Origin of the sequence: Achromobacter sp. 413638, assembly GCF_043119405.1 — a bacterium.
Classification (GTDB): Bacteria; Pseudomonadota; Gammaproteobacteria; order Burkholderiales; family Burkholderiaceae_B; genus Achromobacter.
In genome coordinates this window covers 1-25,099 of record NZ_JBICCO010000096.1, presented here as the reverse complement: position 1 = coordinate 25,099, position 25,099 = coordinate 1, and the positions used below count along the sequence as shown (strand labels likewise).

Here is a 25,099-nt window from a genome sequence, read left to right as displayed (position 1 = left end):
GGCGGTCGGCGCGCTTGCGTTCACGCTCATGCGGCGCGCTTGGCCGCGATGGCGTTGCCGGCGCGGCTGGATCCCTTGCGGTTCAGATGGCCGGCCATCCACTGGCCGATGTCCACCACGGCGTCGAAGTCCACGCCGGTGTCGATGTCCAGGCCGCGCAGCATGTAGAGCACGTCCTCGGTGGCCACGTTGCCGGTCGCGCCCTTGGCGTAGGGGCAGCCGCCCAGGCCTGCCACCGAGGTGTGGAAGATCGAGATGCCGGTTTCCAGCGCGGCCAGGATATTGGCCAGCGCCTGCCCGTAGGTGTCGTGGAAATGGCCGGACACGCGGGCCGGATCCACCACCCGCGTCACCGCGTCCATGACCTCGCGCACGCGTCGCGGCGTGCCCACGCCGATGGTGTCGGCCACGTCGATCTCGTCCACGCCCATGGCCAGGTAGCGCCGCGCCACATCGACCACGGCTTCCGGCGCGACCTCGCCCTGGTAGGGGCAGCCCAGCGCGCAGCTGATGCTGCCGCGCACGCGGATGCCGGCCGCGCGCGCCGCTTCGGCCACGGGCTCGAAGCGGGCGATGGATTCGGCGATCGAACAGTTGATGTTCTTCTGCGAGAAGGCCTCGCTGGCCGCGCCGAAGATCACGATTTCGTCCGCGCGGGCGGCCAGCGCGCCCTCGAAGCCCTTCATGTTGGGCGTCAGCACCGAGTAGATCGTGCCGGGGCGGCGCGCGATGCGCGTCATCACCTCGGCGCCGTCGGCCATCTGCGGCACCCACTTGGGCGAGACGAAGGAAGCCGCCTCGACATTGGGAAAGCCGGCGGCGGCCAGGCGGTCGATCAGCTCCACCTTGACGTCGGTGGGCACGAATTCCTTTTCATTCTGCAGACCGTCGCGGGGCGATACTTCGACGATCTTGACGCGGGAGGGCAAAGCCATGTCTCTTCCTGTATCGGTAAGGGCCAGCGCGGCCCGGGACCATATTACCGCGCATGAAACCGGCATGGTCCGGCCCCGCTAAATGCCGCTGATGCCGCGCGGTCAGGCTGTTTCCTGCGGGCTGGCATGGTGCGGGCACAGCGCGGATTTGCCGCGCCGTGCCGCGTGCGCGGCAGGTCTGCCGGGCGGCGGCGTATGCGTGGTGCCGCGCGGCCTTACTTCAAGCGCTGGTAGCGTCCGTCGTCGAGCCGCGCGACGCGCGACGCCAGTTCCAGTTCGACCAGCTGCGTTTGCAGGTCCGCGATGTCCAGGCCGCTGCGGGCCTGGATGGCGTCCAGGTGCAGCGGATCGAAGCCCATCGCTTCCAGCACGGGATGGGCGGGCAGCGGCGGGGCCGCCGGTGCGCGCGAGGCCGGGCGCGACGGCAGCGGCGAGCCGCCCAGCTCGTCGGTGATGTCCTGCGCCGTCTCCACCAGCTTCGCGCCCTGGCGGATCAGCGCATGGCAGCCGCGCGACAGCGGCGAATGGATGGAGCCCGGAATGGCGAAGACCTCGCGGCCGCATTCGCCGGCCAGGCGCGCGGTGATGAGCGAGCCGCTTTGCCTGGCGGCTTCCACCACCAGCACGCCGCGCGCCAGGCCGGCCACGATGCGGTTGCGCTTGGGAAAGTGCTGCGGCAGTGCGCCCGCGCCCAGCGGCAGCTCGGACACCAGCGCGCCATGCGCGGCGATGCGGTGCGCGAGTTCGCGGTGGCGGGCCGGATAGATGCGGTCGATGCCCGTGCCCATCACGGCGACGGTGCCGCCGCCCTGCGCGCCCGCATCCAGCGCGCCTTCGTGCGCGGCGGCGTCGATGCCCAGGGCCAGTCCGCTGACCACGCGCCAGCCATGCGATGCCAGATGGCGGGCGAAGGCGCGCGCGTTTTCCTGGCCGCCGGGCGTGGCGCTGCGCGCGCCCACCACGGCCAGCGCCGGGCCTTGCAGGAAGGCCGGCTTGCCCGTGACCATCAGCAGGATGGGCGGATCGGAAATGGTCAGCAGGCTTTGCGGATAGCCGGGATCGGCCAGCGTCAGGATGTGGTGGTCCGGCGCCTCGGCCCATTCCAGGCTGCGTTCCACCTGCGCCTGCATGTCCGCCGGCATGGGCGCGGCCAGTTGGCGCGCCAGCGCCTCGGGCAGGTGGCGCGCCAGCGCCGTGGCCCGCCGCGCGTAGATCTGCTCGGGCAGGCCCAGCGCGCTGAGCAGCGTGCAGGCGGTGGCCGGGCCGACGTTCGGCTCCAGGGACAGGCGCAGCCAGGCGGACAGTTCGGCAGCGGTTTGGGTCAGGGGCATGGGCAGGGCGGATGCGGATTGCGGGCGAGGATGGGGCCAGAGTGTCGCATGGCGCGGCGCGGCCCGCCGGCCGGGGGTGGATCGAATCGCGCACCGCCCTTGCGCTGAAAACGGGGCCGAAGCCAAAGCGAACGCTGCGTTAGCCGAAAACTATTAGAAATCAATACTCTAATGAATTAAACTCATGTCAAAGCAATCAATCATTGGCGATCTTTCTTCATGGCTTTACTTCCCATCCTTCGCTACCCGGACCCGCGCTTGCACAAGAAAGCCAAGCCCGTGGCCGAGGTCGACGAGCGCATCCGCCAGCTGGCCCGCGACATGGCCGAGACCATGTACGATGCGCCCGGTGTGGGCCTGGCCGCCACGCAGGTGGACGTGCATGAGCGCCTGGTCGTGATCGACGTGTCCGAAGACGGCAACCAGCTGCTGACGCTGATCAATCCCGAGATCACCTGGCATAGCGACGACTACAAGATCTACGAAGAAGGCTGCCTGTCGGTGCCGGGCATCTACGATGAAGTCGAGCGCGCCGCCCGCATCCGCTGCAAGGCGCTGGACATCGACGGCAAGCCCTTCGAGTTCGAGGCCGACGGCCTGCTCGCGGTCTGTGTGCAGCACGAGCTGGACCATCTGGACGGCAAGGTGTTCGTGGAATACCTGTCGAACCTCAAGCAGAACCGCATCAAGACCAAGCTGAAGAAGGCCGAGCGCGAAGCCGAGCGCGCCTGATTCCCCGTTTTCCTTTCCTGGTCCCTTCCCATGCGTCTCGTATTCGCCGGCACGCCGGAGTTCGCTCGCATCGCCTTTGACGCGTTGCGGGCGGCCGGCCATGACATTCCCCTGGTTCTGACCCAGCCCGACCGGCCTGCCGGCCGGGGCCTGAAACTCACGCCCAGTCCGGTCAAGCAGGCCGCGTTGGACGCCGGCATCGCCGTGGCCCAGCCGCGCAGCCTGCGACTCGACGGTCGTTATCCGGACGAGGCCGCCGAGGCGCAGGCGCAACTGCGCGCCATCGCGCCCGATGTGATGGTGGTGGCCGCCTACGGCCTGATCCTGCCGCAATGGGTGCTGGACCTGCCGCGCCTGGGCTGCCTGAACATCCATGCCAGCCTCCTGCCGCGCTGGCGCGGCGCGGCGCCTATCCAGCGCGCCATCGAGGCCGGCGACGCGCAGACCGGCGTGACCATCATGCAGATGGACGCGGGCCTGGACACGGGCGACATGCTGCTGGAACGCGTGGTGCCGATCGGCGCTGAGACCAATGCCGCGCAGTTGCACGACGCGCTGGCCGAGGCCGGCGGCGAGGCCATCGTGGCAGCGCTGCGGGCGCTGGCCGCCGACGGCCTGCCGGCTCGCAAGCAGCCCGAGGCAGGCGTGACCTACGCCGCCAAGCTGGACAAGGCCGAGGCCGCGTTGGACTGCGCGCAGCCGGCGAGCCTGCTGGCCCGCCGCGTGCGGGCGTTCAATCCGGTGCCCGGCGCCAATATCCGCCTGCCCGGCCTGGACGATCCGGTGAAGATCTGGCGCGCCGAAGTCGTTCCCGCGCCGGCGGGCGCGGTTCCCGGCAGCGTGCTGCGCGCCGATGCGGATGGCATCGACATCGCTACCGGCGAAGGCGCGCTGCGCTTGCTGGAGTTGCAGAAGGCCGGCGGCAAGCGCCAGCCGGTGGATGTGTTCGTGCGGGGCTGGCAGCCGGCCTGAGGCGCGCCGATTTCACCGGGCCTGCGCGGCCAGCAGGTCCAGGTAGGCGCCGGACAGCAGTTGCGCGGGCTTCACGCCCAGGCTGGCCAGCAGGCTGTGCGCCTCGGCCATGCCGGTCTCCACGCTTTCATCTTCCCGCAGCACCACTTCCAGTTCCAGGAATTCCCCCAGCCCTTCGACGCGGTCCAGATGGATGCGGGTGCGTCCGGCCATATAGACGCACCGCTGCTTGCGCACCCGGCCGATGACGCCATAGGCCAGCAGCAGCGTCTCGCGCAGCGTGTCGGGTGATGCCGTGGGCGAGATCACATAGAAGCTTTCCTTCGGGCCGGTGTCGTCGGCGCGGCGGTAGAAGATCAGCTCGCCATGGCCGTCGGCGAAGGCGCGCAGCTTCAACCTGCCTTGGGCGCAGGCGAAGAAGGTGTCGTCCTGGGCGACGGCCTGGGGCGGCTGGCCCGACAGCGCCGCCGCGATCGGTTCGATGGCGGCCAGGCTGTCGACGCGCGCCTTGATTTCCACGTTGCGGGCCATGCATGGCTCCAGGTTGGGGGCGCCGGGCCGCGCCCGGGTTTCAGTACAGCGTCTTGGCCACGCGCGCCGGAAAATCGCGGTCGTAGGCGACGCCGTCGAAGGTGCCGGCCGTCAGGTCGGACAGGATGCGGCCGGCGCTGGGCAGGGCGCTGCGCGGCACCTGGGTGGACGCGTCCCACAGGCGCGAGCGCAGCAGCGCGCGCGAGCACTGGAAATACACCGTCTGCACCTCGACCACCAGCACCGAGCGCGGCAGCTTGCCGTCCATGCCGAAGCGCTCCAGCAGCGCCGGATCGGTGCTGATGCGGCCCAGGCCGTTGACGCGCAGCGTCTCGCCCACGCCCGGCACCAGGAACAGCAGGGCGACGCGCGGGTCGGCCAGGATGTTGCGCAGGCTGTCGATGCGGTTGTTGCCGCGCCGGTCGGGCAGCAGCAGGGTTTTCTCGTCCTCGACCACGACGAATCCGGCCGGGTCGCCGCGCGGCGAGGCGTCCAGGCCGTCCGGTCCCGCCGTGGCCAGCATGGCGAAGGGCGAGGCCTCGATGAAGGCGCGGTAATGCGGGTGGACGTGGTCCACTTCCTTCTTCAGCGAGGCTTCGCCGGGTTCGCCGTACAGCGCTTGCAGGGCGTCGGGGTCGGTGACGAGGTGATCGGGATCGAGGCGCATGATGACGTGAAGGGCAAGGGTCAGGTCAGGACGGCGGGCAGTTCCGCCACGGTCAGCAGCAGTTCATCGGGCTGGCGTTCGCGCAGCGCGTCGACGTGGTTGTAGCCCCAGCCCACCGAGGCGACCCGCACGCCGGCCTTGCGCGCCGCTTCGATGTCGCGGATTTCGTCGCCCACCAGCAGGAAGCGTTCCGGGGCGATCCGGTGCCGTTGCAGCAGGCGGTCGATCTTGGCCGCCTTGCCGAACAGGTCCGTACCACATTCGTAGTCGTCGAACAGCGCGGCCGCGTGCGGCCCGAGCACGCGCTGCACGTTCTCGATCGAATTCGAGCTGACCACCGCCAGCCGCAGGCCGGCGGCCTTGAGCGTGGCCAGTACATCGACCATGCCGTCGAACAGATGCACGGATGGGTCGATGTCGCGCATCAGCTCGCGCATGTGGGTCATGATGGCGGGCAGCTTCCACAGAGGAATGCCCAGGTACTTCAGGATCGCCATCGGGTCGCGGTGGCGCAGCTGTTCGCGCTCGGTCGCGTCGATCTGGCGAAAGCCGTATTTCTCGGCCACGGTGTTCAGGACGGAGTTGAACCAGGGCATGGTGTCTGCCAGGGTTCCATCGAAGTCGAAGGCGGCGAAGTCGTATTTCAAGAATCGGATCCGGTGCCAGCCAGGCGTGGGGCTACTGGCCGTTGGGGTGTAGCAGATAGTGCGCGACCGGCGCCAGCGCTTCCAGCGGCGGCGCGCCGGCGACCGCGCGGCGCGCGTCGGTCCAGGGATAGTCCAGCGCCGTCAGCCAGCCGAAGACCGCGCCGGCGTCGTCCGGCGGCAGCGTGACCATGGTCTCGATGGTGATGGTCAGGCGCTCGGCGCGATAGGGCTCGGCCTGGAAGTTCCAGTCGTAGCGGCCACAGCCGACGCGCACGGCGCCGCCGGCCTTTTCGGTCATGCCGACCAGCCAGTCGCAGCGGTACTCGGACAGCCGCTGGCCGGCCTCGGGGCGCGACAGGTAGAACGTGAAGACGTTGTCGTAGGTCTGGCCGAATTTGCGCACCAGCGTGTCGGTGATGGCGGCCAGGCCGTGCGATTCGGGCGGAAACGCGATGGCCTGCGTGCGCAGCGCCATCTTCAGCACGGCGTCGGGCGCGAAGGCGCGGGCCATGTACAGCGGGCGGTTCTCGTCCTTGGCATGGAAGTAGTCGCGCAGGACGGATTCCGTGCTGGGCTGGGGCTGCGGAGCATGCGTCATTGCGTGGGTCTCCATGTCGGTGATGGCGGGACCGCCTAGTCCGGCCGCCTCAGGCGGCCTTGACCGGTTCGAACCACTTCGAGACAACCGGCGCCCGGTAGGCGGCGTAGCGGTCCAGCAGCGCGACGGGGTCCTGCTCGACCACCAGCATGTCGCGGTGCTGGGGGCGGATGAAGGATTCGGCCACGGCATGGTCCAGGAACCGGAGCATGGCGTCGTAGTAGCCGGCCACGTTGAGCAGGCCGCAGGGCTTCTCGTGCATGTTCAGCTGGGCCCAGGTCCAGACCTCGAAGAACTCCTCCAGCGTGCCGGCGCCGCCGGGCAGGGCGATGAAGCCGTCGGCCTTGTCGATCATCATGGCCTTGCGCTCGTGCATGGTCTGCACCAGGTGCAGCTCGGTCAGGCCGCGATGCGCGTGCTCTTTCTTGAGCAGCAATTCGGGGATCACGCCGATCACGCGGCCGCCGCCGGCCAGCACTTCATTGGCGACCTCGCCCATGATGCCGACCACCGAGCCGCCGTAGACCAGGCCGATGTCGCGCTTGATCAGCTCGCGCGCCAGCGCGCGGGCCTGTTCGATGTAGTCGGGGCGGTTGCCGGGATTCGAACCGCAATAGACGCAGAGATTCTTCATTGTTCTGTCCGGAAAAGCGATAGTTTACGCAAGGTCGCGCGACGCTTCAGCCGGGGGCGGGGCGGTCTGGTCCCGCCGCCTGCCGGGCGTCGTGCCTGCCTGCCGCGGCCAGCAATTCCTGGTGATGGGTCTCGGCCCAGCGATCCAGCGCCAGCAGCGCGACGTTGAGCGAGCGGCCCAGTTCGCTCAGGCGGTAGCGCACGTGCGGCGGCACCGTGCGCAGATCCTCGCGCAGCAGCAGTCCGTGGCGCTCGAGATCGCGCAGGGTCTGCGTCAACACCTTCTGCGAGATGCCGTCGAGCCGGCGCAGCAATTCGCCGTTGCGCAGGGGGCCGTCGGCCAGCGCCGGCAGCAGCAGCGGCACCCACTTGCCGGAGATCAGTTCGAGCGCGTGGCGGGAGGGGCAGGCGGCGTTGAAGACGTCGGCGGTCGGCGCGGGCGTTGAGGGCGTGTCCATCGTTACCAGAAAGTGCGTACTGTTCCGCGCCCACTATAGCCCGTAAGCTGGGCGGTCCGAAGTCTGCACAGGAGGCCGCGATGGCCTGGTGGTTGTTGATCGCCGCGAGCGCGGCGGAAATCGTGATGGCGCTGGCCTTGAAGTACGCGCAAGGCTGGACGCGGCTGTGGCCCGGCGTGCTGGGCGTGGCGGCGGCGCTGGGCAGTGTGTTCCTGCTGACGCTGGCGCTGCGGCAGCTGCCGGCGGGCACGGCCTATGCGGTCTGGACCGGCATCGGCGCGACCGGCATCGCCGTGCTGGGCATCGCGCTGTTCGGGGAATCGGCGTCGCTGGCGCGGCTGGCCTGCATCGCGCTGATCATCGGCGGCGTGGCCGGATTGAAGGCGTTGGAAGGCTGAGGGCGGAAGCGCTGCCGCCGCTCATGTCGCGGCACGCGCGCCAGGGCCGACAGGCGCGGCCACGGCGCCGCAAGAGGATGCCGTGGCCCGCGTGCATGCTTACAGCTTGTCGGCCCAGAGGTCGTACTCATCGGCGTCGGTGACGCGCGTGCGCACCAGATCGCCGGGCTTGAGCGGTTCGTCCGAGCTGACGTAGACGCAGCCGTCGATCTCGGGCGCGTCGGCGCTGCTGCGGCCCACGGCGCCGTCCTCGTCGACTTCATCGATCAGCACGTCGATCTCGCGGCCGACCTTGGCCTGCAGGCGGCTGGCGGAGATGGCCTGCTGCTGTTCCATGAAGCGTTCCCAGCGTTCCTGCTTGACCTCGTCCGGCACGGGGTTGTCCAGCAGGTTCGCCGGCGCGCCTTCCACCGGCGAATATTGGAAACAGCCAACGCGGTCGAGCTGGGCTTCCTGCATCCAGTCCAGCAGGTACTGGAAGTCTTCCTCGGTCTCGCCGGGGAAGCCGACGATGAAGGTCGAGCGGATGGTCAGGTCCGGGCATTCCTCGCGCCAGCGCTTCACGCGCGCCAGCGTCTTGTCCTCGAAGGCCGGACGCTTCATGGCCTTCAGGATGCGCGGGCTGGCGTGCTGGAACGGAATGTCCAGGTACGGCAGCACCTTGCCTTCGGCCATCAGCGGAATGATCTCGTCGACGTGCGGGTAGGGATACACATAGTGCAGGCGCGTCCAGACGCCCATTTCGGACAAGGCCGTACAGAGCTCGGTCATGCGGGTCTTGACCGGGCGGCCGTTCCAGAAGCCGCTGCGGAACTTCATGTCCACGCCATAGGCGCTGGTGTCCTGCGAGATCACCAGCAGTTCCTTCACGCCGGCCTTGACCAGGCGCTCGGCCTCGCTGAGCACGTCGCCCACCGGACGGCTGACCAGGTCGCCGCGCATCGACGGGATGATGCAGAAGCTGCAACGATGATTGCAGCCTTCGGAGATCTTCAGGTAGGCATAGTGGCGCGGCGTGAGCTTGACGCCTTGCGGCGGCACCAGGTCCAGGTAGGGATTGTGGTCTTTCTTGGGCGGCGCGGCATTGTGCACGGCGCGCACCACTTCTTCATATTGCTGCGGTCCGGTCACGGCCAGCACGCTGGGGTGCACGTTGCGGATCACGGACTCTTCCACGCCCATGCAGCCGGTGACGATGACCTTGCCGTTCTCGGCCAGCGCTTCGCCGATGGCTTCCAGCGATTCGGCCTTGGCGCTGTCGATGAAGCCGCAGGTGTTGACGACCACGACATCCGCGTCGTTGTATTCGGGCGTGACTTCGTACCCTTCGGTGCGGAGCTGGGTCAGGATGCGTTCGGAGTCGACCAGGGCTTTCGGACAGCCCAGGCTGACGAAGCCGACTTTGGGGGAAGACATGGGATACCTCGGTGGGCGCTGCCGGCGCCGATGATCAAATAGTGCGCAATTTTAGCGCGGCGGGGCAGGGGGCGGTATTTTACCGGGTCGGGGGGCTCGGCGCAGGCAGGCGGGCCGAGTGGCGGGTCAGCGCTTGGGAATGAATCGCGTTGCAGTGTTGGCCATAGCCGTCCGGCCAGGTTCAGGCGGAACCGATCAGCACGTCTGCCGGTATATGCAGCCCATCATGCAGCCTGCGGATCATCGCCAGACTCAGTTCCCGGCGGCCGTTCAGCACTTCATAGACGCGGTTGCTGTTGCCGATGTAGGGCTTCATGTCTCCGACCGACAGGCCGGCCTGTTCCATGCGGAACTTGATCGCCTCGATCGGGCTGGGCGCTTTCAGCGGGAAGTGATCGACCTCGTAGCGCTCGATCAGGATCGAAAGCACGTCCAGTTTGTCGCCCGCTTCCGTGCCTGGCGCCGGATCGGCGTCCACGAGCGCGGAGGCCACCTTCAGGGCGGCAGCGTAATCCTGCTTGGTCCGGATCGGATGAATGTCCATGCTTGTCATCCCATGTCCACGGTTGTGACGTCTATCTTGTCGTATTCAGTATGCGTGCCGACGAACTTCACGTAGACGACGCCGATTCGGTACGCGATCGCGACGATCACGCGGTAGGTATTGCCCTTGATGTTGAACACCACCCTGTTCTTGCCCACGAAACTCGCCGACGCGTATTGGTCCTTGATGTCTTGGGGCCTGGTCCAGGTTGCTTGCGCGGCTTCGGCGTGCCATGCCAGCAGCGCTTGTTCGGCTTCAGCATGACGTTCGATGAACGTGAGCAGCGTCTTCTTGGCGATGATGCGCATGGCGGGTATTTTGGTCCCGATTTGGGACTGTGTCAATTCACTGGAAATGTCGGCAAGTGCCGCGTTTCCTTGAATCTACCGCGCGCGCCTTGTCAGGATCAGGCGCAGCGTGACCAATTTGGCCCTCTTTCGGCAGCGAACCTCACTGCGCCCCGCGCCGATACAGCGCCAGCGTGGCGGCCAGGCCCATCATCAGGCTGCCGCAGACGCGGTTCATCCAGCGCAGGCCGGCGCCGCGGAAGGCGCGCACCAGCTGCGCGCCCAGCGTGGCGTAGGCCAGCATGGTCGCGACGTTCATCAGCGCCAGCACGGCGGCCAGGGTGGCGTACTGGGCGAACAGCGGCGCGGCGGGATTGATGAATTGCGGCAGGAAGGCGGACATGAACAGCAGCGCCTTCGGATTGGTCAGCGCCACCATGAAGCTGCGCAAGCCCAGCTTGAAGCCGCTGGCATGGCGCGCGCCGGTATCGTCGGCCGGCATGACGAAGGCGGCGTCCGAGCGCAGCATCTTCCAGCCCAGCCAGGCCAGGTAGGCCGCGCCAACCCATTTGACCGCCTGGAAGGCGACCTCGGACGCCGCCAGCAGCACGCCCAGGCCGGAGGCCACCGCGCCTACCAGGATCATGTCCGCCAGCACCGCGCCGGCCATGCCCCAGCAGGCGACGCGCACGCCGTGGCGCGAGCCGTTGCTCATGGCCAGCAGCACGGTGGGGCCGGGGGTGACGATGGCGACGGCCGAGGCCAGGATGAACAGCAGCAGGGTGGCGGTGGACATGAAGGGGCTCCGTGGCAAGCGGTCAGTGTGACCGTGCCGGCGCGGTTCGTCCAGCGTCTGCCCGGCGTCCCCCGCCGGCGCGGCAGCCGCCGCCGGGCTACCATAGCGGTCTTATCCCTTGATTTCCTGCCATGTCCACGCGTTCCGACACCCCCCATCTGGCCCCGCCGCTATCCTCTGTCCTGCTTTCCTGCGCGGGGGTGATCGAAGAGGTCCTGGACGGCCGGTCCCTGACCGAGGCGCTGGCCGACGTCGATGGCGCGCTGCGACCGGCGGTGCAGGCGGTGTCGTTCCACGCGATGCGCTACCTGGGCTGGGCCGACGCGGTCGGGCGGGAACTGGTGCAGCGCTATCCCAACGTCCTGTTCGAGTCCCTGCTGCTGGTGTCGCTGACCCTGCTGAAGGCGGAAGGCGAGGCCGCGGCCGCCGTGCCGGGCATGCCGGTCTACGCGCCGCACACGGTGGTGGACCAGGCCGTGACGGCCGCGTCCAAGGCCCGCGCCCTGGCTGCGTTCAAAGGGTTGCTCAACGGCTGCCTGCGCCGCTTCCTGCGCGAACGCGAGGCGCTGGCGGCGGCCGTGGCCGACAGCCCCGAGGCCCAGTGGAACCACCCGGGCTGGTGGGTCAAGCAGCTGCGCGTGGCTTATCCGCAGCACTGGCAGGCGATCCTGCAGGCCGCCAATCTGCCGGCCCCGCTGACCTTGCGCGTGAACCGCCGCCGCGCCAGCCGCGAACAGGTGCTGGCCGCGTTCCAGGACGCCGGCCTGGCGGCCGAGCCGGTGGGCGCGGCCGGCCTGGTGGTGGCGACGCCCCGGCCGGTGGTCCAGCTGCCGGGCTTCGCCGAGGGCTGGTGGTCGGTCCAGGACGCCGGCGCGCAACGGGCCGCCGAATTGCTGGCTCCGGCTGACGGCATGCGGGTGCTGGACGCCTGCGCGGCCCCGGGCGGCAAGACCGCCCACCTGCTGGAGCTGGCGGACATCGACCTGCTGGCCCTGGACGCCGACGCCAGTCGCCTGGAGCGGGTCGGCCAGAACCTGGACCGTCTTGGTCTGGGCGGCGACCGGGTGCGGCTGCAGGCCGCCGACGCCGCCGACCTGGACGCCTGGTGGGACGGCAAGCCCTTCGACGCCGTGCTGGCCGACGTGCCGTGCACCGCATCTGGCATCGTGCGGCGCCATCCCGACATCCGCTGGCTGCGCCGCGAAAACGACCTGCGCCGCACCGCCGCGTTGCAGACCCGCATCCTGGATGCCCTGTGGCGCACCGTGGCGCCGGGCGGGCGCCTGCTGTACGTGACCTGCTCGGTGTTCCCGATCGAGGGCACGCGCCAGGCGCTGGAATTCCTGCAGCGCCACCCCGAGGCCCGGCGACTGGACGCGCCCGGCCAACTGCTGCCTGTTGCGGTCGATGCAACACCGGCCGAGCAACAGGACGGATTTTTCTACGCCTTGTTTGCCAAGCCGTCCTGAATCGCCAAGAATAAGGGGCATAACGGTGTAGCGGTGTCGTATGTCCATCATTTCGCGCTTATTTTTCGGGTTGTTGCTGGCTTCTTCCTTGCTGTTTCTCATGCCGGGCGGGCAGGCGCACGCTTCCGAGCCGCGCGTCGTCAGCGTCCAGCCCGCTGTGCGCGACGGCAAGCTCCAGATCGACGCCGACGTGGAATTCGAGCTGAACCAGCAATTGCGCGATGCCGCCCAGCGCGGCGTGCCGCTGTACTTCACCGCCGACCTCACCATCACCCGCGATCGCTGGTGGTGGTTCAACAAATCCCTGGTTGACACCACCCGCACCTGGCGCGTGACCTACAACGCGCTGACGCGGCAATGGCGGGCGGGCGTGGGCGAGCTGAGCTTCCCCGTGGCCTCGCTGGACGACGCCATGAGCGTGATCCGGCACATCCGCAACTGGCAGGTGGCCGACGCCGACGATTTCGATGAAGACACCCGTTACGACGGCCAGCTGCGCCTGCGGCTGGATACCTCGCTGTTGCCCCGGCCCTTCCAGGTGAACGCGCTGAACAGCAGTTCCTGGATTCAGGCCACCCCCTGGGTCGATTTTGTCTTCGAGATCAACGGCTTGGAGAAAGACCCATCATGAGGTTGCTGCTCAGGCTGGCCCTGGTGGTGGGCGCCATCAGCGGCCTGGGGCTGCTGGGCCTGTTGGCCTGGTCCACCGGCAATGCCTCGCGCTTCGCGCGCTATTACGACGTCCTGCTGATCCTGAACGGGATCTTCGCGCTGGCGCTGTTCGTCTGGGTGGTGGCGCTGACCGTGCGGCTGGCGCGGCAGATCCGCCGCCGGCAGTTCGGCGCTCGCCTGACCGCTCGCTTCGCGCTGGCCTTCGCGCTGATCGGCGTGGTGCCGGGCGCGCTGATCTACACCGTGTCGGTGCAGTTCATGTCGCGCTCCATCGAATCCTGGTTCAACGTGCGGGTGGACACGGCGCTGGAGGCGGGCCTGAACCTGGGCCGCGCCGCGCTGGATTCCCAGCTGGCGGACCTGGACGCCCGCGCCCGCTCGATGGCGGTGGAGCTGAACCGCAATACCGACGTGGGCGTGTCGCTGGCCCTGACCCGGCTGCGCGAGGCCAACGGCGTGCAGGAGGCCATGGTGTTCACCGGCAGCGGGCGGATGGTGGCGTTTTCCACCAATCAGTATGGCCAGCTGCTGCCGGCCATGCCGCCGGCGGCCGTTCTGAACCAGCTGCGGGTGGCCCGAGGCTATTCGGCGGCCGAAGCCGACGATCCCGTCACGGCCGGCGCCGACGGCGGGTTGCATTTGCGCGTCATCATTCCTCTGACCGGCCCCGATCGCTACGACAGTCCGCTGAGCGCGGCCCCCGAGCCGCGCTGGCTGCAGCTGCTCCAGCCCGTGCCGGAGCAGATCGCGCACAATGCCAATCAGGTCCAGCAGGGCTTTCGCGACTACCAGGAGCTGGCCCTGTCGCGGCTGGGCCTGCGCAAGCTCTACGGCATCACGCTGACGCTGGCGCTGCTGCTGGCCGCCTTCGGCGCCATCGCCGTGGCGCTGTCGCTGTCCAAGCGCCTGGTGCGCCCGTTGCTCAGCCTGGCCGCCGGCACGCAGGCCGTGGGCGTGGGCGACTACCGGCCGCTGCCCGAGCCGCCCGAACGCGACGAAGTCGGCCAGCTGACCCGCTCGTTCAACGCCATGACGCGCCAGCTGGACGAGGCCCGCCGCATGGTCGAGAGCAACCGCCAGCAGCTGGAACGCTCCAACGTCTATCTGGAAAGCGTGCTGTCGAACCTGTCTTCCGGCGTGCTGGCGTTCGACGAGTCCTTCCGCGTCACCACCGTCAACCAGGGCGCGCAGACCATCCTGCAGGCCGATCTGCGCTCGGTCATCGGCCGGCCGCTGGAAACCGTGGGCGGCATGCTGGAGTTCGCCAACGTCGTGCGCCAGGCCTTTTCGGCCCACGCGGCGGTGGGCTCCGAGCGCCAGCACTGGCAGCAGCAGTTCGAGATCACGCCGGTCGCCTCGGCCGACGGCGACATCGCGCCCCAGCCGCTGACGCTGCTGGCGCGCGGCACCCACCTGCGGGTGGACGGCCGCGGCAACGGCTACCTGGTCGTGTTCGACGATATCACCGAGGTGATTTCCGCCAACCGCACCGTGGCCTGGGGCGAGGTGGCGCGCCGGCTGGCCCACGAGATCAAGAATCCGCTGACGCCGATCCAGCTGTCGGCCGAGCGGCTGGCCATGAAGCTGGAAGGCAAGCTGCCGCCGGCCGAGGCGCAGATCGTCGAGCGCTCGACCAATACCATCGTCAACCAGGTGGCCTCGCTCAAGCAGATGGTGGACGATTTCCGCGAGTACGCGCGCACGCCGCCGGCCGTCATGCAGCGCATCGATTTCAACGCCCTGGTGGCCGACGTGCTGTCGCTGTACGGCTGGGACCCCGAGGGCGGCGGCGCTGGCCGCTTCGGCGAGAAGGCCCTGAACCTGGACGTGACGCTGGAAGCCGGTCTGCCGGCCATCGAGGGCGACCCGACGCAGCTGCGCCAGGTCATCCACAATCTGCTTTCCAACGCCCGCGACGCCATCGCCGAGCTGGGCGGGGAAGGGCGGGTCAGCGTGACGACCCAGCTCATGCGCAGCGAGCAGCCGGACCGCGCCGACCAGCAGGCGCTGCGTTTCACGGTGGCCGACACCGGCCCGGGCTTCCCGCCGCAGGTGCTGCAGCGGGCCTTCGAGCCCTACGTCACCACCAAGTCCCACGGGACTGGGTTAGGATTGGCGATCGTGCGCAAGATCGTTGAAGAACATGGCGGCCGGATCGACCTTGCCAACCGCAAGGACGGCGGCGCGCGGATTTCCATCTTGTTGACCCGGCTCGCGCCGGGAGCCGATACTATGGACGCGACCGCGCAAGAAAAGGATAATGCGGCTACGCAATAGGTGGATGCTTTATGGCCAGAATCCTGGTGGTTGACGACGAAGTCGGTATTCGCGAACTCTTGTCGGAAATCCTTTACGACGAAGGACACACGGTCGAACTGGCCGAAAACGCGGCGCAAGCGCGCGCCGCGCGCCTTCGCATGCGTCCCGACCTGGTGTTGCTGGACATCTGGATGCCCGACACCGATGGCGTGAGCCTGCTCAAGGAATGGGCCTCGCAGGGCATGCTGGACATGCCGGTGATCATGATGAGCGGCCACGCCACCATCGACACTGCGGTCGAGGCCACCCGCATCGGCGCCATGGATTTCCTGGAAAAGCCGATCACGCTGCAGCGCCTGCTCAAGACCGTCGCCGCCGGCCTGGCGCGCGGCCGCGCGCCGCATCCGGCGCCAGCGGCCGCCCATCCGGCCATCGCCAGCGCCGCCGTGGCCCTGGAAGACGAGCTCGACCCGCCGCCCCTGAGCACCGCGTCGGCCGGCGAAGTGCCCGTCACGTCCAACGGCCAGCTGGGCAGCATCTCGCTGGACCAGCCCCTGCGCGAGGCGCGCGACGAGTTCGAGCGCATCTATTTCGAATACCACCTGGTCCGGGAAAGCCACAGCATGACCCGGGTGTCCGAGCGCACCGGCCTCGAACGCACCCACCTCTACCGCAAGCTCAAGCAATTGGGCATCGAGTCGGCCCGCAAGCGGGGCGCATGAAGATCCTGATCATGGGCGCTGGGCGCGTAGGCACCAGCGTGGCGGAAAACCTGGTGTCCGAGGAAAACGACATCACGGTCATCGATTCCGATCCCAGTCAGCTGCAATACCTGCAAGAGCACTTCGACCTGCGCGTGGTCCATGGCGACGGCGCGCAGGTGTCGGTGCTGGAGACCGCCGGCGCGGCCGACACCGACCTGTTCATCGCCTGTGCCGCGTCCGACACCGCCAACATGGTGGCGTGCAAGATCGCGCGCCAGCTGTTCAACATCCCGCGGCGCATCGCCCGCATCCGCTCGGCCGAGTTTCCCGAGCATCCCGAGCTGATGAGCGACGAGGGCTTCTGCATCGACGCCCTGATCAGTCCGGAGCGCAGCGTCACCACCTATCTGCACAGCCTGATCGAATTCCCGGAAGCCTTGCAGGTGGTGGAATTCGCCGAAGGCCGCGTCAGCGTGGTGACCGTGCGCGTCGGCCACGGCAGCCCGATGGCCCACCATTCCATCGACAAGCTGCGCGAGGTCTGGCCGGACGTGACCGCGCGCGTGATCGACGTGCTGCGTGGCGGGCGTCCGGTGCGCGGCGGCAGCGGCACCGTGATAGCGCCGGGCGACGAGGTGGTGCTGCTGGTCGATACCCGCCATGCGCGCCGCGCCGTGCGCCAGCTGCGCGAGGCCGAGAAGGCCGTGCGCCGCGTCATGATCGCCGGCGGCGGCAACATCGGCCTGCGGCTGGCGCGCCAGCTGGCCGACGAGAACTACAGCGTGCGCCTCATCGAGCGGGACCCCAAGCGCTGCGAGTACCTGGCCACGCAGCTGCCCGACAACGTGCTGGTGCTGCACGGCAGCGGCACCGACGAAGGCCTGCTCGAGCGCGAGAACATCGAGGACATGGACACCTGGCTGGCGCTGACCAGCGACGACGAGGACAACATCATGTCCTCGCTGCTGGCCAAGCGGCTGGGCGCGCGCAAGGTGATCGCGCTGATCAACCGCCAGGCCTACGGCGAACTCATGCAGGGCAGCCATATCGACATCGCCGTGTCGCCGTCGCACGCCACCATGAGCGAGCTGCTGCGCCACGTGCGGCGCGGCGACGTGGCCGCGGTGCACCGGCTGCGCCAGGGCGTGGCCGAGGCGCTGGAGGCCATCGCCCACGGCGACCGCTCCAATTCCAAGGTGGTGGGACGCCCGGTGGGCCAGATCAGCCTGCCCAAGGGCGCCAGCATCGGCGCGCTGGTGCGCGGCGACGAGATCATCCTGCCCGACGCGGACACCGTGATCGAGACCGACGACCACGTGATCGTGTTCGTGCCGTCGCGCAAGCAGATGCCGCGCGTGGAAAAGCTGTTCCAGGTTTCCGCCTCTTTCTTCTAGCACGGACATGAAGCGCGTACTGGCCACCCTCTACATACTGGGCCTGACCATGGTGATGTTCGCCTTCACCATGCTGATCCCGCTGGTGGTGGCCTACGTCGGCCAGGACGCGGCGCGCGACGCCTTCCTGCACGGTTTCCTGCTGTCGATCGGCATCGGCGGCGGGCTGGCGGTGCTGACGCGGCGCAACCGCAGCGAGCTGCGGGCGCGCGATGGCTTCGTGCTGGTGTCGGCCGTGTGGGCCGGCCTGCCGCTGCTGGCGGCGATCCCGCTGATGCTGTATTTCCATCGCGCCGGCATGCCGCTGTCCTTCACCGGCGCCTATTTCGAGGCCATGTCCGGCCTGACCACCACCGGCGCCACCGTGCTCACCAACCTGGACGCGCTGCCGCCGTCCATCAACCTGTGGCGCGCCACGCTGATCTGGATCGGCGGCATGGGCATCCTGGTGCTGGCCGTGGCCATTCTGCCGCTGCTGGGCGTGGGCGGCCATCAGGTCGTGCGCGCCGAGACGCCGGGCCCGATGAAGGACGAGCGCCTGACGCCGCGCATCGCCAGCACCGCCAAGGCGCTGTACGCGGTGTACTTCGTCTTCTCCATCCTTTGTTTCCTGTCCTACCGGGCCGTGGGCCTGTCCTGGTTCGAGGCCTGGTGCCACATGGCCACCACCATGGGCCTGGGCGGCTTTTCCACCTGGGACGACGGTTTCGCCCACTTCGATTCGGTGCCGGTGGAAATCGTGGCCATGGTGTTCATGCTGATTGCCGGCATCAACTTCGCCACCCACTTCAACGCCTTCCGCCAGCGCAGCGCGCGGGCCTACCTGCGCTGCCCCGAGGCCATTCCTTACCTGGTGGTCGTGCTGGGCGTGGGGCTGGTGATCTCGGTGTTCCTGTACGTCAAGGGCGTCTACGCCGAGCCGCTGCAGGCGCTGCGCTACGGCATGTTCAACACCATATCCATGGCGACCACCACGGGCTACGCCAACACCGATTTCGCCCAGTGGCCGCTGTTCGCGCCGCTGACCATGCTGCTACTGTCGGGTTTCGCCACCTCGGCCGGCTCGACCGGCGGCGGCATCAAGATGATCCGCGCCATCCTGCTGATCAAGCAGGCGCGCAACGAGCTTGTCACCATGTTGCATCCCCACGCGGTCAGTCCGGTGCGGATCAACGGCCGGGCGGTGGAAGCCCGGACCATGGCCTCGGTGCTGGCCTTCATGCTGTTCTACGGGCTGTCCATCGCGGTGTTCACCAGCCTGCTGCTGCTGTCCGGCCTGGATCCCATCACGGCCTTCTCGGCCGTGTTCGCCAGCGTCAACAACACCGGCCCCGGGCTGGGCCCGGTCGGCCCCATGGGCAACTTCGCCGTGTTGTCCGACTTCCAGATCTGGGTCTGCACCTTCGCCATGCTGATCGGGCGGCTGGAACTGCTGACCGTGCTGGTGCTTTTCACGCCGATTTTCTGGCGGAAATAGGCCCCCGGCCGTCCGCGCGCGGGCCGTTTTTGGCCCGAAATTGATAGGTAATTACCCTAATCAGGGTAATCCCATCCCCGCTCGAAAGCCCCGTTAGGACTGGTCCGATCGGATGAATTGGCCGGCAAGCCCCGCCGTTCCTACGCTGTAAGTGCTTGCTCACATGGCGCCGAGGGAAGAGTTTGTGTGTTTCTTGATGTTGCATACAAATGTCACGATTCTCCATCTTATTGCCACAAACCTGCGGCTATCATGCGTCCATAAGTCGTCGTCTAGCGCCCCCCGGGAAGTTGCCGGGCTTCAAGGCCGAACGACGCATTCCCTCATCAAACATCCGAAGGAGTCAGAGATGGAACAGATTCCGTTCGTTTCGTCGGCCCCGAACACCCTGGGCATCGAGCTCGAGCTGCAACTGATCGACCCGACCAGCTACGACCTGACGGCAGCTTCCGACGAGCTGCTGGCCCAGATGGCCAACCACCCCATCGCCGACCGCGTCAAACCGGAAATCACGCGGTCCATGATCGAACTGAATTCCTCGGTGCATGAGCACCCCATGGGCCTCCTGGCCGAGATGCGCGAGATGCGCGATGCGCTGGTCGAGGCGGCGGACGCCGTCGGCGTTTCCGTGGCGGGCGGCGGCGCCCACCCGTTCATGCGCTGGCAGGAACGCTCCATTTCCGACACGCCGCGCTTCCAGTACCTGGCCGAAATGTACGGTTACCTAGCGCGTCAATTCACCGTGTTCGGCCAGCACATCCACCTGGGCGTGAAAAGCGGGGACGACGCCATCCGGCTGGTGCGCCGCCTGTCGCCCTATGTGCCCCATTTCATCGCGCTGTCGGCGTCCTCGCCCTATTGCGAGGGCGTGGACACGCTGTTCTCGTGCTCGCGCCTGAACGCCGTCAACAGCTTCCCGCTGGCCGGCCACATGCCACCGGAGGTGAAGGACTGGTACCAGTTCGAGGCCCACCTGTCGCAACTGCGCGCCTATGGCCTGGCCGAGAGCATCAAGGACCTGTACTGGGACATCCGGCCCAAGCCTGAATTCGGCACGGTCGAGATCCGTGTCTGCGACACGCCGCTGACGGTCGAGCGCGCGTGCCAGATCGCCGCCCTGGCCCAGGCCCTGGCGGTGCTGCTGATGCGCGAGCCCGAACCCAGTGACAAGGCCTGGCTGTCCTATCGCAGCAATCATTTCCAGGCCTGCCGTTTCGGCCTGCAGGGCAGCTATGTCACGCCCGACGGCCAGCGCATGCGCCTGATCGACCATCTGCGCGCGCTGTTCCAGCGCCTGATGCCGGTGGCCGAAGAGCTGGGCACCGGCGACATGATCGCGGCCCTGCGCGACGACGCCATGCGCAGCGGCAACGATTCGCGCTGGCTGCGCAACCAGTTCCACCGCCTGCGCGACCTGCCGCTGGTGGTGGAGGCCATGTCCACGGCTTGGCGCGGCTCGAACCGCGAGCCGGCGCCGGCCGAGCCGGCCGCCGTGTTGCGCCGGCGCATTCGCGCCACGTCCGAGCCCATGGCCGCGCTGCCCGGCGCGGAGCCGGGCGTCATCGTGCCCGACCGCCTGCATTGAACTCGGCGGAGGAGTATGAACAGGGGCCTGCGGGCCCCTTTTTCTTTGGTCGTGGGACGTTCTCAGGCAATCCGTGCCTGGGCGGCACGGGCGTTCCCGTCCGGTTGCGCCGTGGCCTGCCCGGCGCGGCGGCGCTGGTGGCCGTGCCGGTTCAGGGATTGCGGGGCTGGCGTCCGCCGATGGCGCTGACCGACAACCGCGTCTCGCCGGTGGCGGCGCGGTGCGCGGCGGCCCGCCAGGCATGGCCGTAGGCCACTTCGATGCTCAGCGCGATCACGCCGTCGGGGCGGCGCTGGGCTTCCAGCGCCGCATAGAGCCGGTCGCGCCAGTTCCGGCCCACCAGCCCGCCGCGGCGGCCTTCGGCGGGATTGCCGCCCAGCGCGCGCACGTCCTGCAGCAGTTTTTCCGGGCTGCGGTAGGTGAGTGTCAGGATTTCCTGATCCATCACCGGATCGGCGAAGCCGTTTTCCACCAGCAGGTCGCCGAAGTCGTGCATGTCCACGAAGGACGGCGTGGCGGTGCGCAGGCCGGCATCGGCCAGCGCCTGGCGCAGCTCGCGCAGCGTGGCCGGTCCCAGACAGGAGAACATGGCCAGCCCGCCGACCTTCAGCACGCGCCGCCATTCGGCCAGCGCCGCGTGCGGCGCGCGGTGCCAGTGCAGGGCCAGGTTGGACCAGACCAGCTCCAGCGATTCCGGCGCCAGGCCGGTCTGCGCCAGGTCGCCATTGATGAAGGCGGGCGCGGCCGGGCCACGGCGCGCCAGCTTGCCGATCCAGGCGCCCAGCCCGCCCGGCGCGTGGCGCTTGCGCGCGGCGGCCAGCAGCGGCTCGCAGTTGTCCAGGCCGGTGTAGGCCGCGTCCGGATAGCGCTCACGCAGCAGCGGCAGGTTGTCGCCCGCGCCACAGCCCGCGTCCAGCATGGCCTGCGGCGCCAGCCGGATGTATTGCAGCCGGCCCAGCATGCGGCGGGCGACTTCGCCATAGAGGAACTGGGCCTCGGACAGGTCGCCACGGCGCGCGAACTGGCGCGGCACGTCGGCGCTGACGATGGGCAGGGTGGGCAGGGGGGCGGATTCGGGAAGGGACATTTCGGTCGCGCCCGCGTCGGAAGGGGCGGGCGGAACATGATTTGATGACGGGATGGCAGACATTATTGCGCATCCGGGCCGCCCGTCCCGATTTCCCCTACGACGCGCCGGCCGACAACTGTGGTCGCGGCTGGCATCGGCCATGGGCTGCGATTGTCCGCTGTGCGGCGCGCGGGTGCGGGGCGCGCGCCTGTGCGCGGGCTGCGAGGCCGACGTCACCCGTAGCTGCCGTGAGCCGGGCGCGCGTTGTCCGCGCTGCGCGCAGCGCCTGCGCCAGCCGGCCCCGCTGTGCGCGGGCTGCCTGAGCCGGCCGCCCGCCTACCTGCGCGCCATCGTGGCATTCGACTACGAGCCGCCGGGCGTGGCCCTGATCGGTCAGTTGAAGACCCGGCTGCGCCTGTCGCTGGCGCCGGTGCTGGCGCGCCTGCTGGGGGCGGCCGTCGCCCGGGAGGCACCCCTGCCTGCCGATGCGGTGCTGGCTGCCGTGCCGGCCAGCCGGGCCTCGCTGCGTCGGCGCGGCATGAACCCGGCCATGGAGATCGCCCGCAGCCTGGCGACCGCGCTGGATCTGCCGCTGCGGCCGGGCGCGCTGCTGCGCCTGCGCGAAACGCCACGGCAGGCGGGGCTGGGCCGGCGCGAGCGCCGCGCCGCCCTGGCCGGCGTGTTTCGCGGGCAGGGCGTGCGCGGCCGGCACGTGGCGTTGGTGGACGACGTGATGACCACGGGCAGCACCGCCGAGGCCGCCGCCCAGGCCCTGTTGGCGGCCGGCGCGCTCAGCGTGATCGTGCTGGCCGTCGCGCGCACGCCGGGGCGCGGGTCGTGAGCAGCCTGGATACGCGGCCGCGCGCGTTCCGCAGAGGCACGGGTACGATCCAGGCTGCGCGCATCGGCCAGGGCGTGGCCGGCCGCCATGGAGAAATCGGCGACAATTCCGCACGGGCGCGGTCCGACTCGCGCCCTTGCCTGCACGCTTGCTCCCACTGACTTTTTTCCTGCCCATGTTCCACGTCATCCTCGTTTGCCCCGAGATTCCGCCCAACACGGGTAACGCCATCCGCCTGTGCGCCAATACCGGCGCGCAGCTGCATCTGGTGCGGCCGCTGGGGTTCGAGCTGGACGATGCGCGCATGCGCCGCGCGGGCCTGGACTACCATGAGTGGCAGCCGGTGCGGGTGCACGACACGCTGGGAGAGGCGCTGGCCGACACGGGCGCGGCGCCCGCCGGCATCTATGCGCTGACCACGCATGCGCAGCGCAGCGTGGCGGATGTGGCCTTCAAGCCGGGCGACGTATTCGTGTTCGGCCGCGAGTCCGCCGGGCTGTCGGACGCGCATCAGGCGCTGTTCCCGCCGCAGCAGCGGCTGCGGCTGCCCATGCGCGCCGGGCAGCGCAGCCTGAACCTGTCGAACGCGGTCGCGGTGACCGTGTTCGAGGCCTGGCGTCAGCAGGGTTACGACGGCGGGTCCTAATCCAGCGACAGGTTCAGCTTCTGGATCACCTGGTCCCAGCGTGCTTTTTCATTCTTGATTCGGCTGGTCAGCGCTTCCGGCGTGGACGGCGCGGGCGTGAAGTACTGCAGTTCCATCTGCTTGCGCACCGCCGGGCTGTCGATGATGCGGGCCAGCTCGGAGTTCAGCCGCTCGATCACGGGCGTGGGCGTGCCGGCGGGCGCCAGCACCGCGTTCCACGAGATCGCCTCGAAATCCGGGTAGCCCTGCGCGGCCATGGTCGGAATGCCCGGCAGGGCGGCGCTGGGTTCCAGGCTGGTCACGGCCAGTAGCCTGACCTTGTTGTCGCGGGTCTGCGGCACGGCGATGGCGGGCACCATGAAGCCGGCCTGCACGTCGCCGCCGATGATGGCGGTGATGACCTGCGGGAAACCGGAGTACGGGATGTGGGCCAGGTCGACGCCGGCGCGTTCCTTGAACATCTCCATCGCCAGATGCGCCGAGCTGCCGGGGCCGACCGAACCGTAGTTCAGCGAGTTGCCGCGGCTCTTGACCAGCTTGACGAAGTCCTTGACGTTGTCGACCTGCAGGCTGGACGGCACCACCAGCACGTTGGGGCTGGTGCCTACCAGCGAGACCGGCGCCAGGTCGCGCAGCGGGTCGTAGCCGAGCGTCTTCTTGTACAGCGTGGGGGCGGTGACCAGCGGGCCGTTGATCGTGTAGAGCAGCGTGTAGCCATCCGGCTTGGCCTGCGCCACGATGCGGGTGCCGATATTGCCGCCGGCGCCCGGCTTGTTGTCGACCACGATGGGCTGGCCCAGCGCCTGCGACAGCGGCTCGGAGATCGTGCGCGCCAGGATGTCGGGCGAGGAGCCGGGCGGGAAGGGCACCACCAGATGGATCGGGTGGTCAGGCCAGTCGGCGTGGGCGGCGGCGGGCAGGGCGGCGGCCAGGCTCAGGCACAGGCCGCGCAGCAGGCGGCCGACCCGGAACTTGCGGGCTTGCAACATGGATGAGGTCTCCAGGAGGGTCGTGACGTAGGTCTTGTTATGGGGTGGCGGCCGGGTCCGCGCTTTCGTAGCGGGCGTCGCGCGCCAACAGCGCCGACACCGCCGTCATGGGGGCCACGCCTTCGAACAGCACGGCGCAGACGGCTTCCGTGATGGGCAGCTCGACGCCGGCGGCGCGCGCCCGGTCCAGCGCGGCCTGGGCGCAGCGCACGCCCTCGGCGGTGATGCCGCTGGCCAGGATGTCGGCCAGCTTGCGGCCGGCGCCGATCTCCAGGCCCACGCGGCGGTTGCGCGACAGTTCGCCGGTGGCGGTGAGCACCAGGTCGCCCAGGCCGGTCAGGCCGGAGAAGGTCTCGGCCTGCGCGCCCAGGGCCACGCCCAGTCGCGCCATCTCGGCCAGGCCGCGGGTGATCAGCGCCGCGCGGGCATTGGTGCCCAGCGCCAGGCCGTCGCCGATGCCGCAGGCGACGGCGATCACGTTCTTGAGCGCGCCGCCGACCTCCACGCCTACCAGGTCGGCGCTGGCGTACACGCGCAGCGCGGCGCCATGGAAGGCCTGGATGGTGCGTTCGCGCACGGGCGCGGCGCTGCTGGCGATGGTCAGCGCCACCGGCAGGCCCTGCGCGACTTCGCGCGCGAAGGACGGTCCGGACAGCACGCCGCATTGGGCCTGCGGCAGCGCTTCGCGCACGATCTCGTGCGGCAGGCGGGCGGTGCCGGCTTCAAAGCCCTTGCAGGTCCAGACGATGGGGGTGTCTTGCAGGCCCAGCTCGGGCAGCCGGCTTGCCAGCTCGGCGCAGAGGGCGCCCAGCCCGGCCACGGGCACGCCCAGCACGATCAGGCCGGCGCCGCCGTCCTGTCGCAGGCTGGCGAGCGTGGCGTCGAGGTCGCTGGAATATTGCAGTGCCGGCGGCAGGGCAATGCCGGGCAGGTAGCGTTCGTTTTCCCGCCGCGCCGCGAGGGCGGATGCCTGGGCGGCGTCGCGCGCCCAGAGCACGGTGGGGTGGGGGGGGGGGGGGGGCGGCCCCCCCGCCGGGGCCCCCCCCAAC

The 25,099-nt window shown here is 69.0% G+C and carries 27 protein-coding genes; 12 read left to right on the top strand and 15 right to left on the bottom strand.

Going from position 1 to position 25,099, the window contains the following annotated elements; translation table 11 throughout:
• Positions 1–26: 26 nt before the first annotated feature.
• Together ACEU5R_RS27595 and dprA are read right to left on the bottom strand one after the other, a co-directional pair.
• Positions 27–935, bottom strand: coding sequence for a hydroxymethylglutaryl-CoA lyase (locus ACEU5R_RS27595; protein ID WP_103271463.1), 909 nt, complete (start codon positions 933–935; stop codon positions 27–29).
• A 215-nt stretch (positions 936–1,150) separates the two neighbouring features.
• Entirely contained in the window at positions 1,151–2,266 is a 1,116-nt protein-coding gene (gene dprA, locus ACEU5R_RS27590) for a DNA-processing protein DprA (protein WP_392412945.1), read from the bottom strand.
• 219 nt (positions 2,267–2,485) lie between these two features.
• Here dprA and def point away from each other — a divergent pair, with 219 nt between their 5' ends.
• Entirely contained in the window at positions 2,486–2,998 is a 513-nt protein-coding gene (def, locus tag ACEU5R_RS27585) for a peptide deformylase (protein WP_212320710.1), read from the top strand.
• A gap of 30 nt (positions 2,999–3,028) precedes the next feature.
• Positions 3,029–3,970 carry a methionyl-tRNA formyltransferase gene (gene fmt, locus ACEU5R_RS27580; RefSeq protein WP_392412943.1) on the top strand — a complete coding sequence of 314 codons (942 nt, stop codon included), beginning with the start codon at positions 3,029–3,031 and terminating at the stop codon, positions 3,968–3,970.
• Between the two features lie 12 nt (positions 3,971–3,982).
• Here fmt and ACEU5R_RS27575 read toward each other — a convergent pair whose 3' ends face one another.
• Genes ACEU5R_RS27575 through ACEU5R_RS27550 form a run of 6 tightly spaced genes read right to left on the bottom strand, consistent with a single transcriptional unit; the run spans position 3,983 to position 7,504 of the window.
• Positions 3,983–4,501 (bottom strand): class IV adenylate cyclase, encoded by a 519-nt coding sequence (locus tag ACEU5R_RS27575; RefSeq protein ID WP_103271459.1) that lies wholly within the window; start codon positions 4,499–4,501, stop codon positions 3,983–3,985.
• A 40-nt stretch (positions 4,502–4,541) separates the two neighbouring features.
• Positions 4,542–5,168, bottom strand: a complete 627-nt coding sequence (locus ACEU5R_RS27570) for a pyridoxamine 5'-phosphate oxidase family protein (RefSeq protein ID WP_103271458.1) — start codon at positions 5,166–5,168, stop codon at positions 4,542–4,544.
• 20 nt (positions 5,169–5,188) lie between these two features.
• Entirely contained in the window at positions 5,189–5,815 is a 627-nt protein-coding gene (locus tag ACEU5R_RS27565; RefSeq protein WP_103271457.1) for an HAD hydrolase-like protein, read from the bottom strand.
• A gap of 31 nt (positions 5,816–5,846) precedes the next feature.
• Positions 5,847–6,428, bottom strand: a complete 582-nt coding sequence (locus ACEU5R_RS27560; RefSeq protein WP_369869732.1) for a hypothetical protein — start codon at positions 6,426–6,428, stop codon at positions 5,847–5,849.
• Between the two features lie 34 nt (positions 6,429–6,462).
• A complete protein-coding gene (locus tag ACEU5R_RS27555) occupies positions 6,463–7,047 on the bottom strand; it encodes a TIGR00730 family Rossman fold protein (RefSeq protein WP_103271455.1) in 585 nt (194 codons plus the stop codon).
• A 46-nt stretch (positions 7,048–7,093) separates the two neighbouring features.
• Positions 7,094–7,504, bottom strand: a complete 411-nt coding sequence (locus ACEU5R_RS27550; RefSeq protein ID WP_392412940.1) for a winged helix-turn-helix transcriptional regulator — start codon at positions 7,502–7,504, stop codon at positions 7,094–7,096.
• An 80-nt stretch (positions 7,505–7,584) separates the two neighbouring features.
• Between ACEU5R_RS27550 and ACEU5R_RS27545 the strand changes: the two genes are divergently transcribed.
• Positions 7,585–7,902 (top strand): multidrug efflux SMR transporter, encoded by a 318-nt coding sequence (locus tag ACEU5R_RS27545; protein ID WP_103271453.1) that lies wholly within the window; start codon positions 7,585–7,587, stop codon positions 7,900–7,902.
• A gap of 99 nt (positions 7,903–8,001) precedes the next feature.
• Here ACEU5R_RS27545 and rimO read toward each other — a convergent pair whose 3' ends face one another.
• The 4 genes from rimO to ACEU5R_RS27525 form a co-directional block, all read right to left on the bottom strand.
• Complete coding sequence (gene rimO / locus ACEU5R_RS27540) at positions 8,002–9,318, bottom strand: 30S ribosomal protein S12 methylthiotransferase RimO (protein ID WP_103271452.1); 1,317 nt, start codon at positions 9,316–9,318, stop codon at positions 8,002–8,004.
• A 181-nt stretch (positions 9,319–9,499) separates the two neighbouring features.
• Positions 9,500–9,862, bottom strand: coding sequence for a type II toxin-antitoxin system HigA family antitoxin (locus ACEU5R_RS27535; RefSeq protein WP_103276235.1), 363 nt, complete (start codon positions 9,860–9,862; stop codon positions 9,500–9,502).
• A 5-nt stretch (positions 9,863–9,867) separates the two neighbouring features.
• Positions 9,868–10,170, bottom strand: coding sequence for a type II toxin-antitoxin system HigB family toxin (locus ACEU5R_RS27530; RefSeq protein ID WP_103271451.1), 303 nt, complete (start codon positions 10,168–10,170; stop codon positions 9,868–9,870).
• Between the two features lie 142 nt (positions 10,171–10,312).
• Complete coding sequence (locus tag ACEU5R_RS27525; protein WP_103276234.1) at positions 10,313–10,945, bottom strand: LysE family translocator; 633 nt, start codon at positions 10,943–10,945, stop codon at positions 10,313–10,315.
• 131 nt (positions 10,946–11,076) lie between these two features.
• Here ACEU5R_RS27525 and rsmB point away from each other — a divergent pair, with 131 nt between their 5' ends.
• From rsmB to ACEU5R_RS27490, 7 genes are all read left to right on the top strand, one after another.
• Positions 11,077–12,414 (top strand): 16S rRNA (cytosine(967)-C(5))-methyltransferase RsmB, encoded by a 1,338-nt coding sequence (gene rsmB / locus ACEU5R_RS27520; protein ID WP_392412937.1) that lies wholly within the window; start codon positions 11,077–11,079, stop codon positions 12,412–12,414.
• 40 nt (positions 12,415–12,454) lie between these two features.
• Complete coding sequence (locus ACEU5R_RS27515) at positions 12,455–13,045, top strand: DUF4390 domain-containing protein (RefSeq protein WP_103271439.1); 591 nt, start codon at positions 12,455–12,457, stop codon at positions 13,043–13,045.
• Positions 13,042–15,363, top strand: coding sequence for an ATP-binding protein (locus ACEU5R_RS27510; protein ID WP_392412935.1), 2,322 nt, complete (start codon positions 13,042–13,044; stop codon positions 15,361–15,363). The genes ACEU5R_RS27515 and ACEU5R_RS27510 overlap by 4 nt, the downstream gene beginning before the upstream one ends.
• An 11-nt stretch (positions 15,364–15,374) precedes the next feature.
• Positions 15,375–16,067 carry a response regulator gene (locus ACEU5R_RS27505; RefSeq protein WP_392412933.1) on the top strand — a complete coding sequence of 231 codons (693 nt, stop codon included), beginning with the start codon at positions 15,375–15,377 and terminating at the stop codon, positions 16,065–16,067.
• Positions 16,064–17,443, top strand: a complete 1,380-nt coding sequence (gene trkA, locus ACEU5R_RS27500) for a Trk system potassium transporter TrkA (RefSeq protein ID WP_103271436.1) — start codon at positions 16,064–16,066, stop codon at positions 17,441–17,443. Before ACEU5R_RS27505 ends, trkA begins: the two co-directional genes overlap by 4 nt.
• 7 nt (positions 17,444–17,450) lie before the next feature.
• Entirely contained in the window at positions 17,451–18,920 is a 1,470-nt protein-coding gene (locus ACEU5R_RS27495; RefSeq protein ID WP_392412931.1) for a TrkH family potassium uptake protein, read from the top strand.
• A gap of 349 nt (positions 18,921–19,269) precedes the next feature.
• A complete protein-coding gene (locus ACEU5R_RS27490) occupies positions 19,270–20,505 on the top strand; it encodes a YbdK family carboxylate-amine ligase (protein WP_103271434.1) in 1,236 nt (411 codons plus the stop codon).
• Between the two features lie 151 nt (positions 20,506–20,656).
• On the opposite strand, the gene ACEU5R_RS27485 is transcribed toward ACEU5R_RS27490, so the two are convergent.
• Entirely contained in the window at positions 20,657–21,592 is a 936-nt protein-coding gene (locus ACEU5R_RS27485; RefSeq protein ID WP_103271433.1) for a methyltransferase domain-containing protein, read from the bottom strand.
• 142 nt (positions 21,593–21,734) lie between these two features.
• On the opposite strand from ACEU5R_RS27485, the gene ACEU5R_RS27480 reads away from it, so the two are divergent.
• Positions 21,735–22,415 carry a ComF family protein gene (locus tag ACEU5R_RS27480; protein WP_392412928.1) on the top strand — a complete coding sequence of 227 codons (681 nt, stop codon included), beginning with the start codon at positions 21,735–21,737 and terminating at the stop codon, positions 22,413–22,415.
• Positions 22,416–22,590: 175 nt separating this feature from the next.
• The gene (locus tag ACEU5R_RS27475) at positions 22,591–23,061 is read left to right on the top strand and encodes a tRNA (cytidine(34)-2'-O)-methyltransferase (protein ID WP_392412947.1); all 471 of its coding nucleotides are present in this window, start codon (positions 22,591–22,593) and stop codon (positions 23,059–23,061) included.
• Here ACEU5R_RS27475 and ACEU5R_RS27470 read toward each other — a convergent pair.
• Together ACEU5R_RS27470 and ACEU5R_RS27465 are read right to left on the bottom strand one after the other, a co-directional pair.
• Entirely contained in the window at positions 23,058–24,050 is a 993-nt protein-coding gene (locus tag ACEU5R_RS27470; RefSeq protein ID WP_103271430.1) for a tripartite tricarboxylate transporter substrate binding protein, read from the bottom strand. The genes ACEU5R_RS27475 and ACEU5R_RS27470 overlap by 4 nt on opposite strands.
• A 37-nt stretch (positions 24,051–24,087) precedes the next feature.
• Positions 24,088–25,098 carry an NAD(P)H-dependent glycerol-3-phosphate dehydrogenase gene (locus tag ACEU5R_RS27465; RefSeq protein WP_392412926.1) on the bottom strand — a complete coding sequence of 337 codons (1,011 nt, stop codon included), beginning with the start codon at positions 25,096–25,098 and terminating at the stop codon, positions 24,088–24,090.
• Position 25,099 lies beyond the last annotated feature (1 nt).

Bases quoted from the DNA above. Each gene is read 5' to 3' on its own strand.
- fmt (WP_392412943.1), top strand. From the start codon at position 3,029: ATGCGTCTCGTATTCGCCGGCACGCCGGAGTTCGCTCGCATCGCCTTT.
- ACEU5R_RS27480 (WP_392412928.1), top strand. From the start codon at position 21,735: ATGGGCTGCGATTGTCCGCTGTGCGGCGCGCGGGTGCGGGGCGCGCGC.
- ACEU5R_RS27535 (WP_103276235.1), bottom strand. From the start codon at position 9,862: ATGGACATTCATCCGATCCGGACCAAGCAGGATTACGCTGCCGCCCTG.
- ACEU5R_RS27510 (WP_392412935.1), top strand. From the start codon at position 13,042: ATGAGGTTGCTGCTCAGGCTGGCCCTGGTGGTGGGCGCCATCAGCGGC.
- rsmB (WP_392412937.1), top strand. From the start codon at position 11,077: ATGTCCACGCGTTCCGACACCCCCCATCTGGCCCCGCCGCTATCCTCT.
- ACEU5R_RS27490 (WP_103271434.1), top strand. From the start codon at position 19,270: ATGGAACAGATTCCGTTCGTTTCGTCGGCCCCGAACACCCTGGGCATC.
- ACEU5R_RS27530 (WP_103271451.1), bottom strand. From the start codon at position 10,170: ATGCGCATCATCGCCAAGAAGACGCTGCTCACGTTCATCGAACGTCAT.
- ACEU5R_RS27475 (WP_392412947.1), top strand. From the start codon at position 22,591: ATGTTCCACGTCATCCTCGTTTGCCCCGAGATTCCGCCCAACACGGGT.
- ACEU5R_RS27560 (WP_369869732.1), bottom strand. From the start codon at position 6,428: ATGGAGACCCACGCAATGACGCATGCTCCGCAGCCCCAGCCCAGCACG.
- ACEU5R_RS27595 (WP_103271463.1), bottom strand. From the start codon at position 935: ATGGCTTTGCCCTCCCGCGTCAAGATCGTCGAAGTATCGCCCCGCGAC.
- ACEU5R_RS27570 (WP_103271458.1), bottom strand. From the start codon at position 5,168: ATGCGCCTCGATCCCGATCACCTCGTCACCGACCCCGACGCCCTGCAA.
- ACEU5R_RS27555 (WP_103271455.1), bottom strand. From the start codon at position 7,047: ATGAAGAATCTCTGCGTCTATTGCGGTTCGAATCCCGGCAACCGCCCC.
- ACEU5R_RS27545 (WP_103271453.1), top strand. From the start codon at position 7,585: ATGGCCTGGTGGTTGTTGATCGCCGCGAGCGCGGCGGAAATCGTGATG.
- ACEU5R_RS27550 (WP_392412940.1), bottom strand. From the start codon at position 7,504: ATGGACACGCCCTCAACGCCCGCGCCGACCGCCGACGTCTTCAACGCC.
- rimO (WP_103271452.1), bottom strand. From the start codon at position 9,318: ATGTCTTCCCCCAAAGTCGGCTTCGTCAGCCTGGGCTGTCCGAAAGCC.
- ACEU5R_RS27485 (WP_103271433.1), bottom strand. From the start codon at position 21,592: ATGTCCCTTCCCGAATCCGCCCCCCTGCCCACCCTGCCCATCGTCAGC.
- ACEU5R_RS27525 (WP_103276234.1), bottom strand. From the start codon at position 10,945: ATGTCCACCGCCACCCTGCTGCTGTTCATCCTGGCCTCGGCCGTCGCC.
- ACEU5R_RS27575 (WP_103271459.1), bottom strand. From the start codon at position 4,501: ATGGCCCGCAACGTGGAAATCAAGGCGCGCGTCGACAGCCTGGCCGCC.
- ACEU5R_RS27515 (WP_103271439.1), top strand. From the start codon at position 12,455: ATGTCCATCATTTCGCGCTTATTTTTCGGGTTGTTGCTGGCTTCTTCC.
- ACEU5R_RS27495 (WP_392412931.1), top strand. From the start codon at position 17,451: ATGAAGCGCGTACTGGCCACCCTCTACATACTGGGCCTGACCATGGTG.
- ACEU5R_RS27505 (WP_392412933.1), top strand. From the start codon at position 15,375: ATGGCCAGAATCCTGGTGGTTGACGACGAAGTCGGTATTCGCGAACTC.
- def (WP_212320710.1), top strand. From the start codon at position 2,486: ATGGCTTTACTTCCCATCCTTCGCTACCCGGACCCGCGCTTGCACAAG.
- ACEU5R_RS27470 (WP_103271430.1), bottom strand. From the start codon at position 24,050: ATGTTGCAAGCCCGCAAGTTCCGGGTCGGCCGCCTGCTGCGCGGCCTG.
- trkA (WP_103271436.1), top strand. From the start codon at position 16,064: ATGAAGATCCTGATCATGGGCGCTGGGCGCGTAGGCACCAGCGTGGCG.
- dprA (WP_392412945.1), bottom strand. From the start codon at position 2,266: ATGCCCCTGACCCAAACCGCTGCCGAACTGTCCGCCTGGCTGCGCCTG.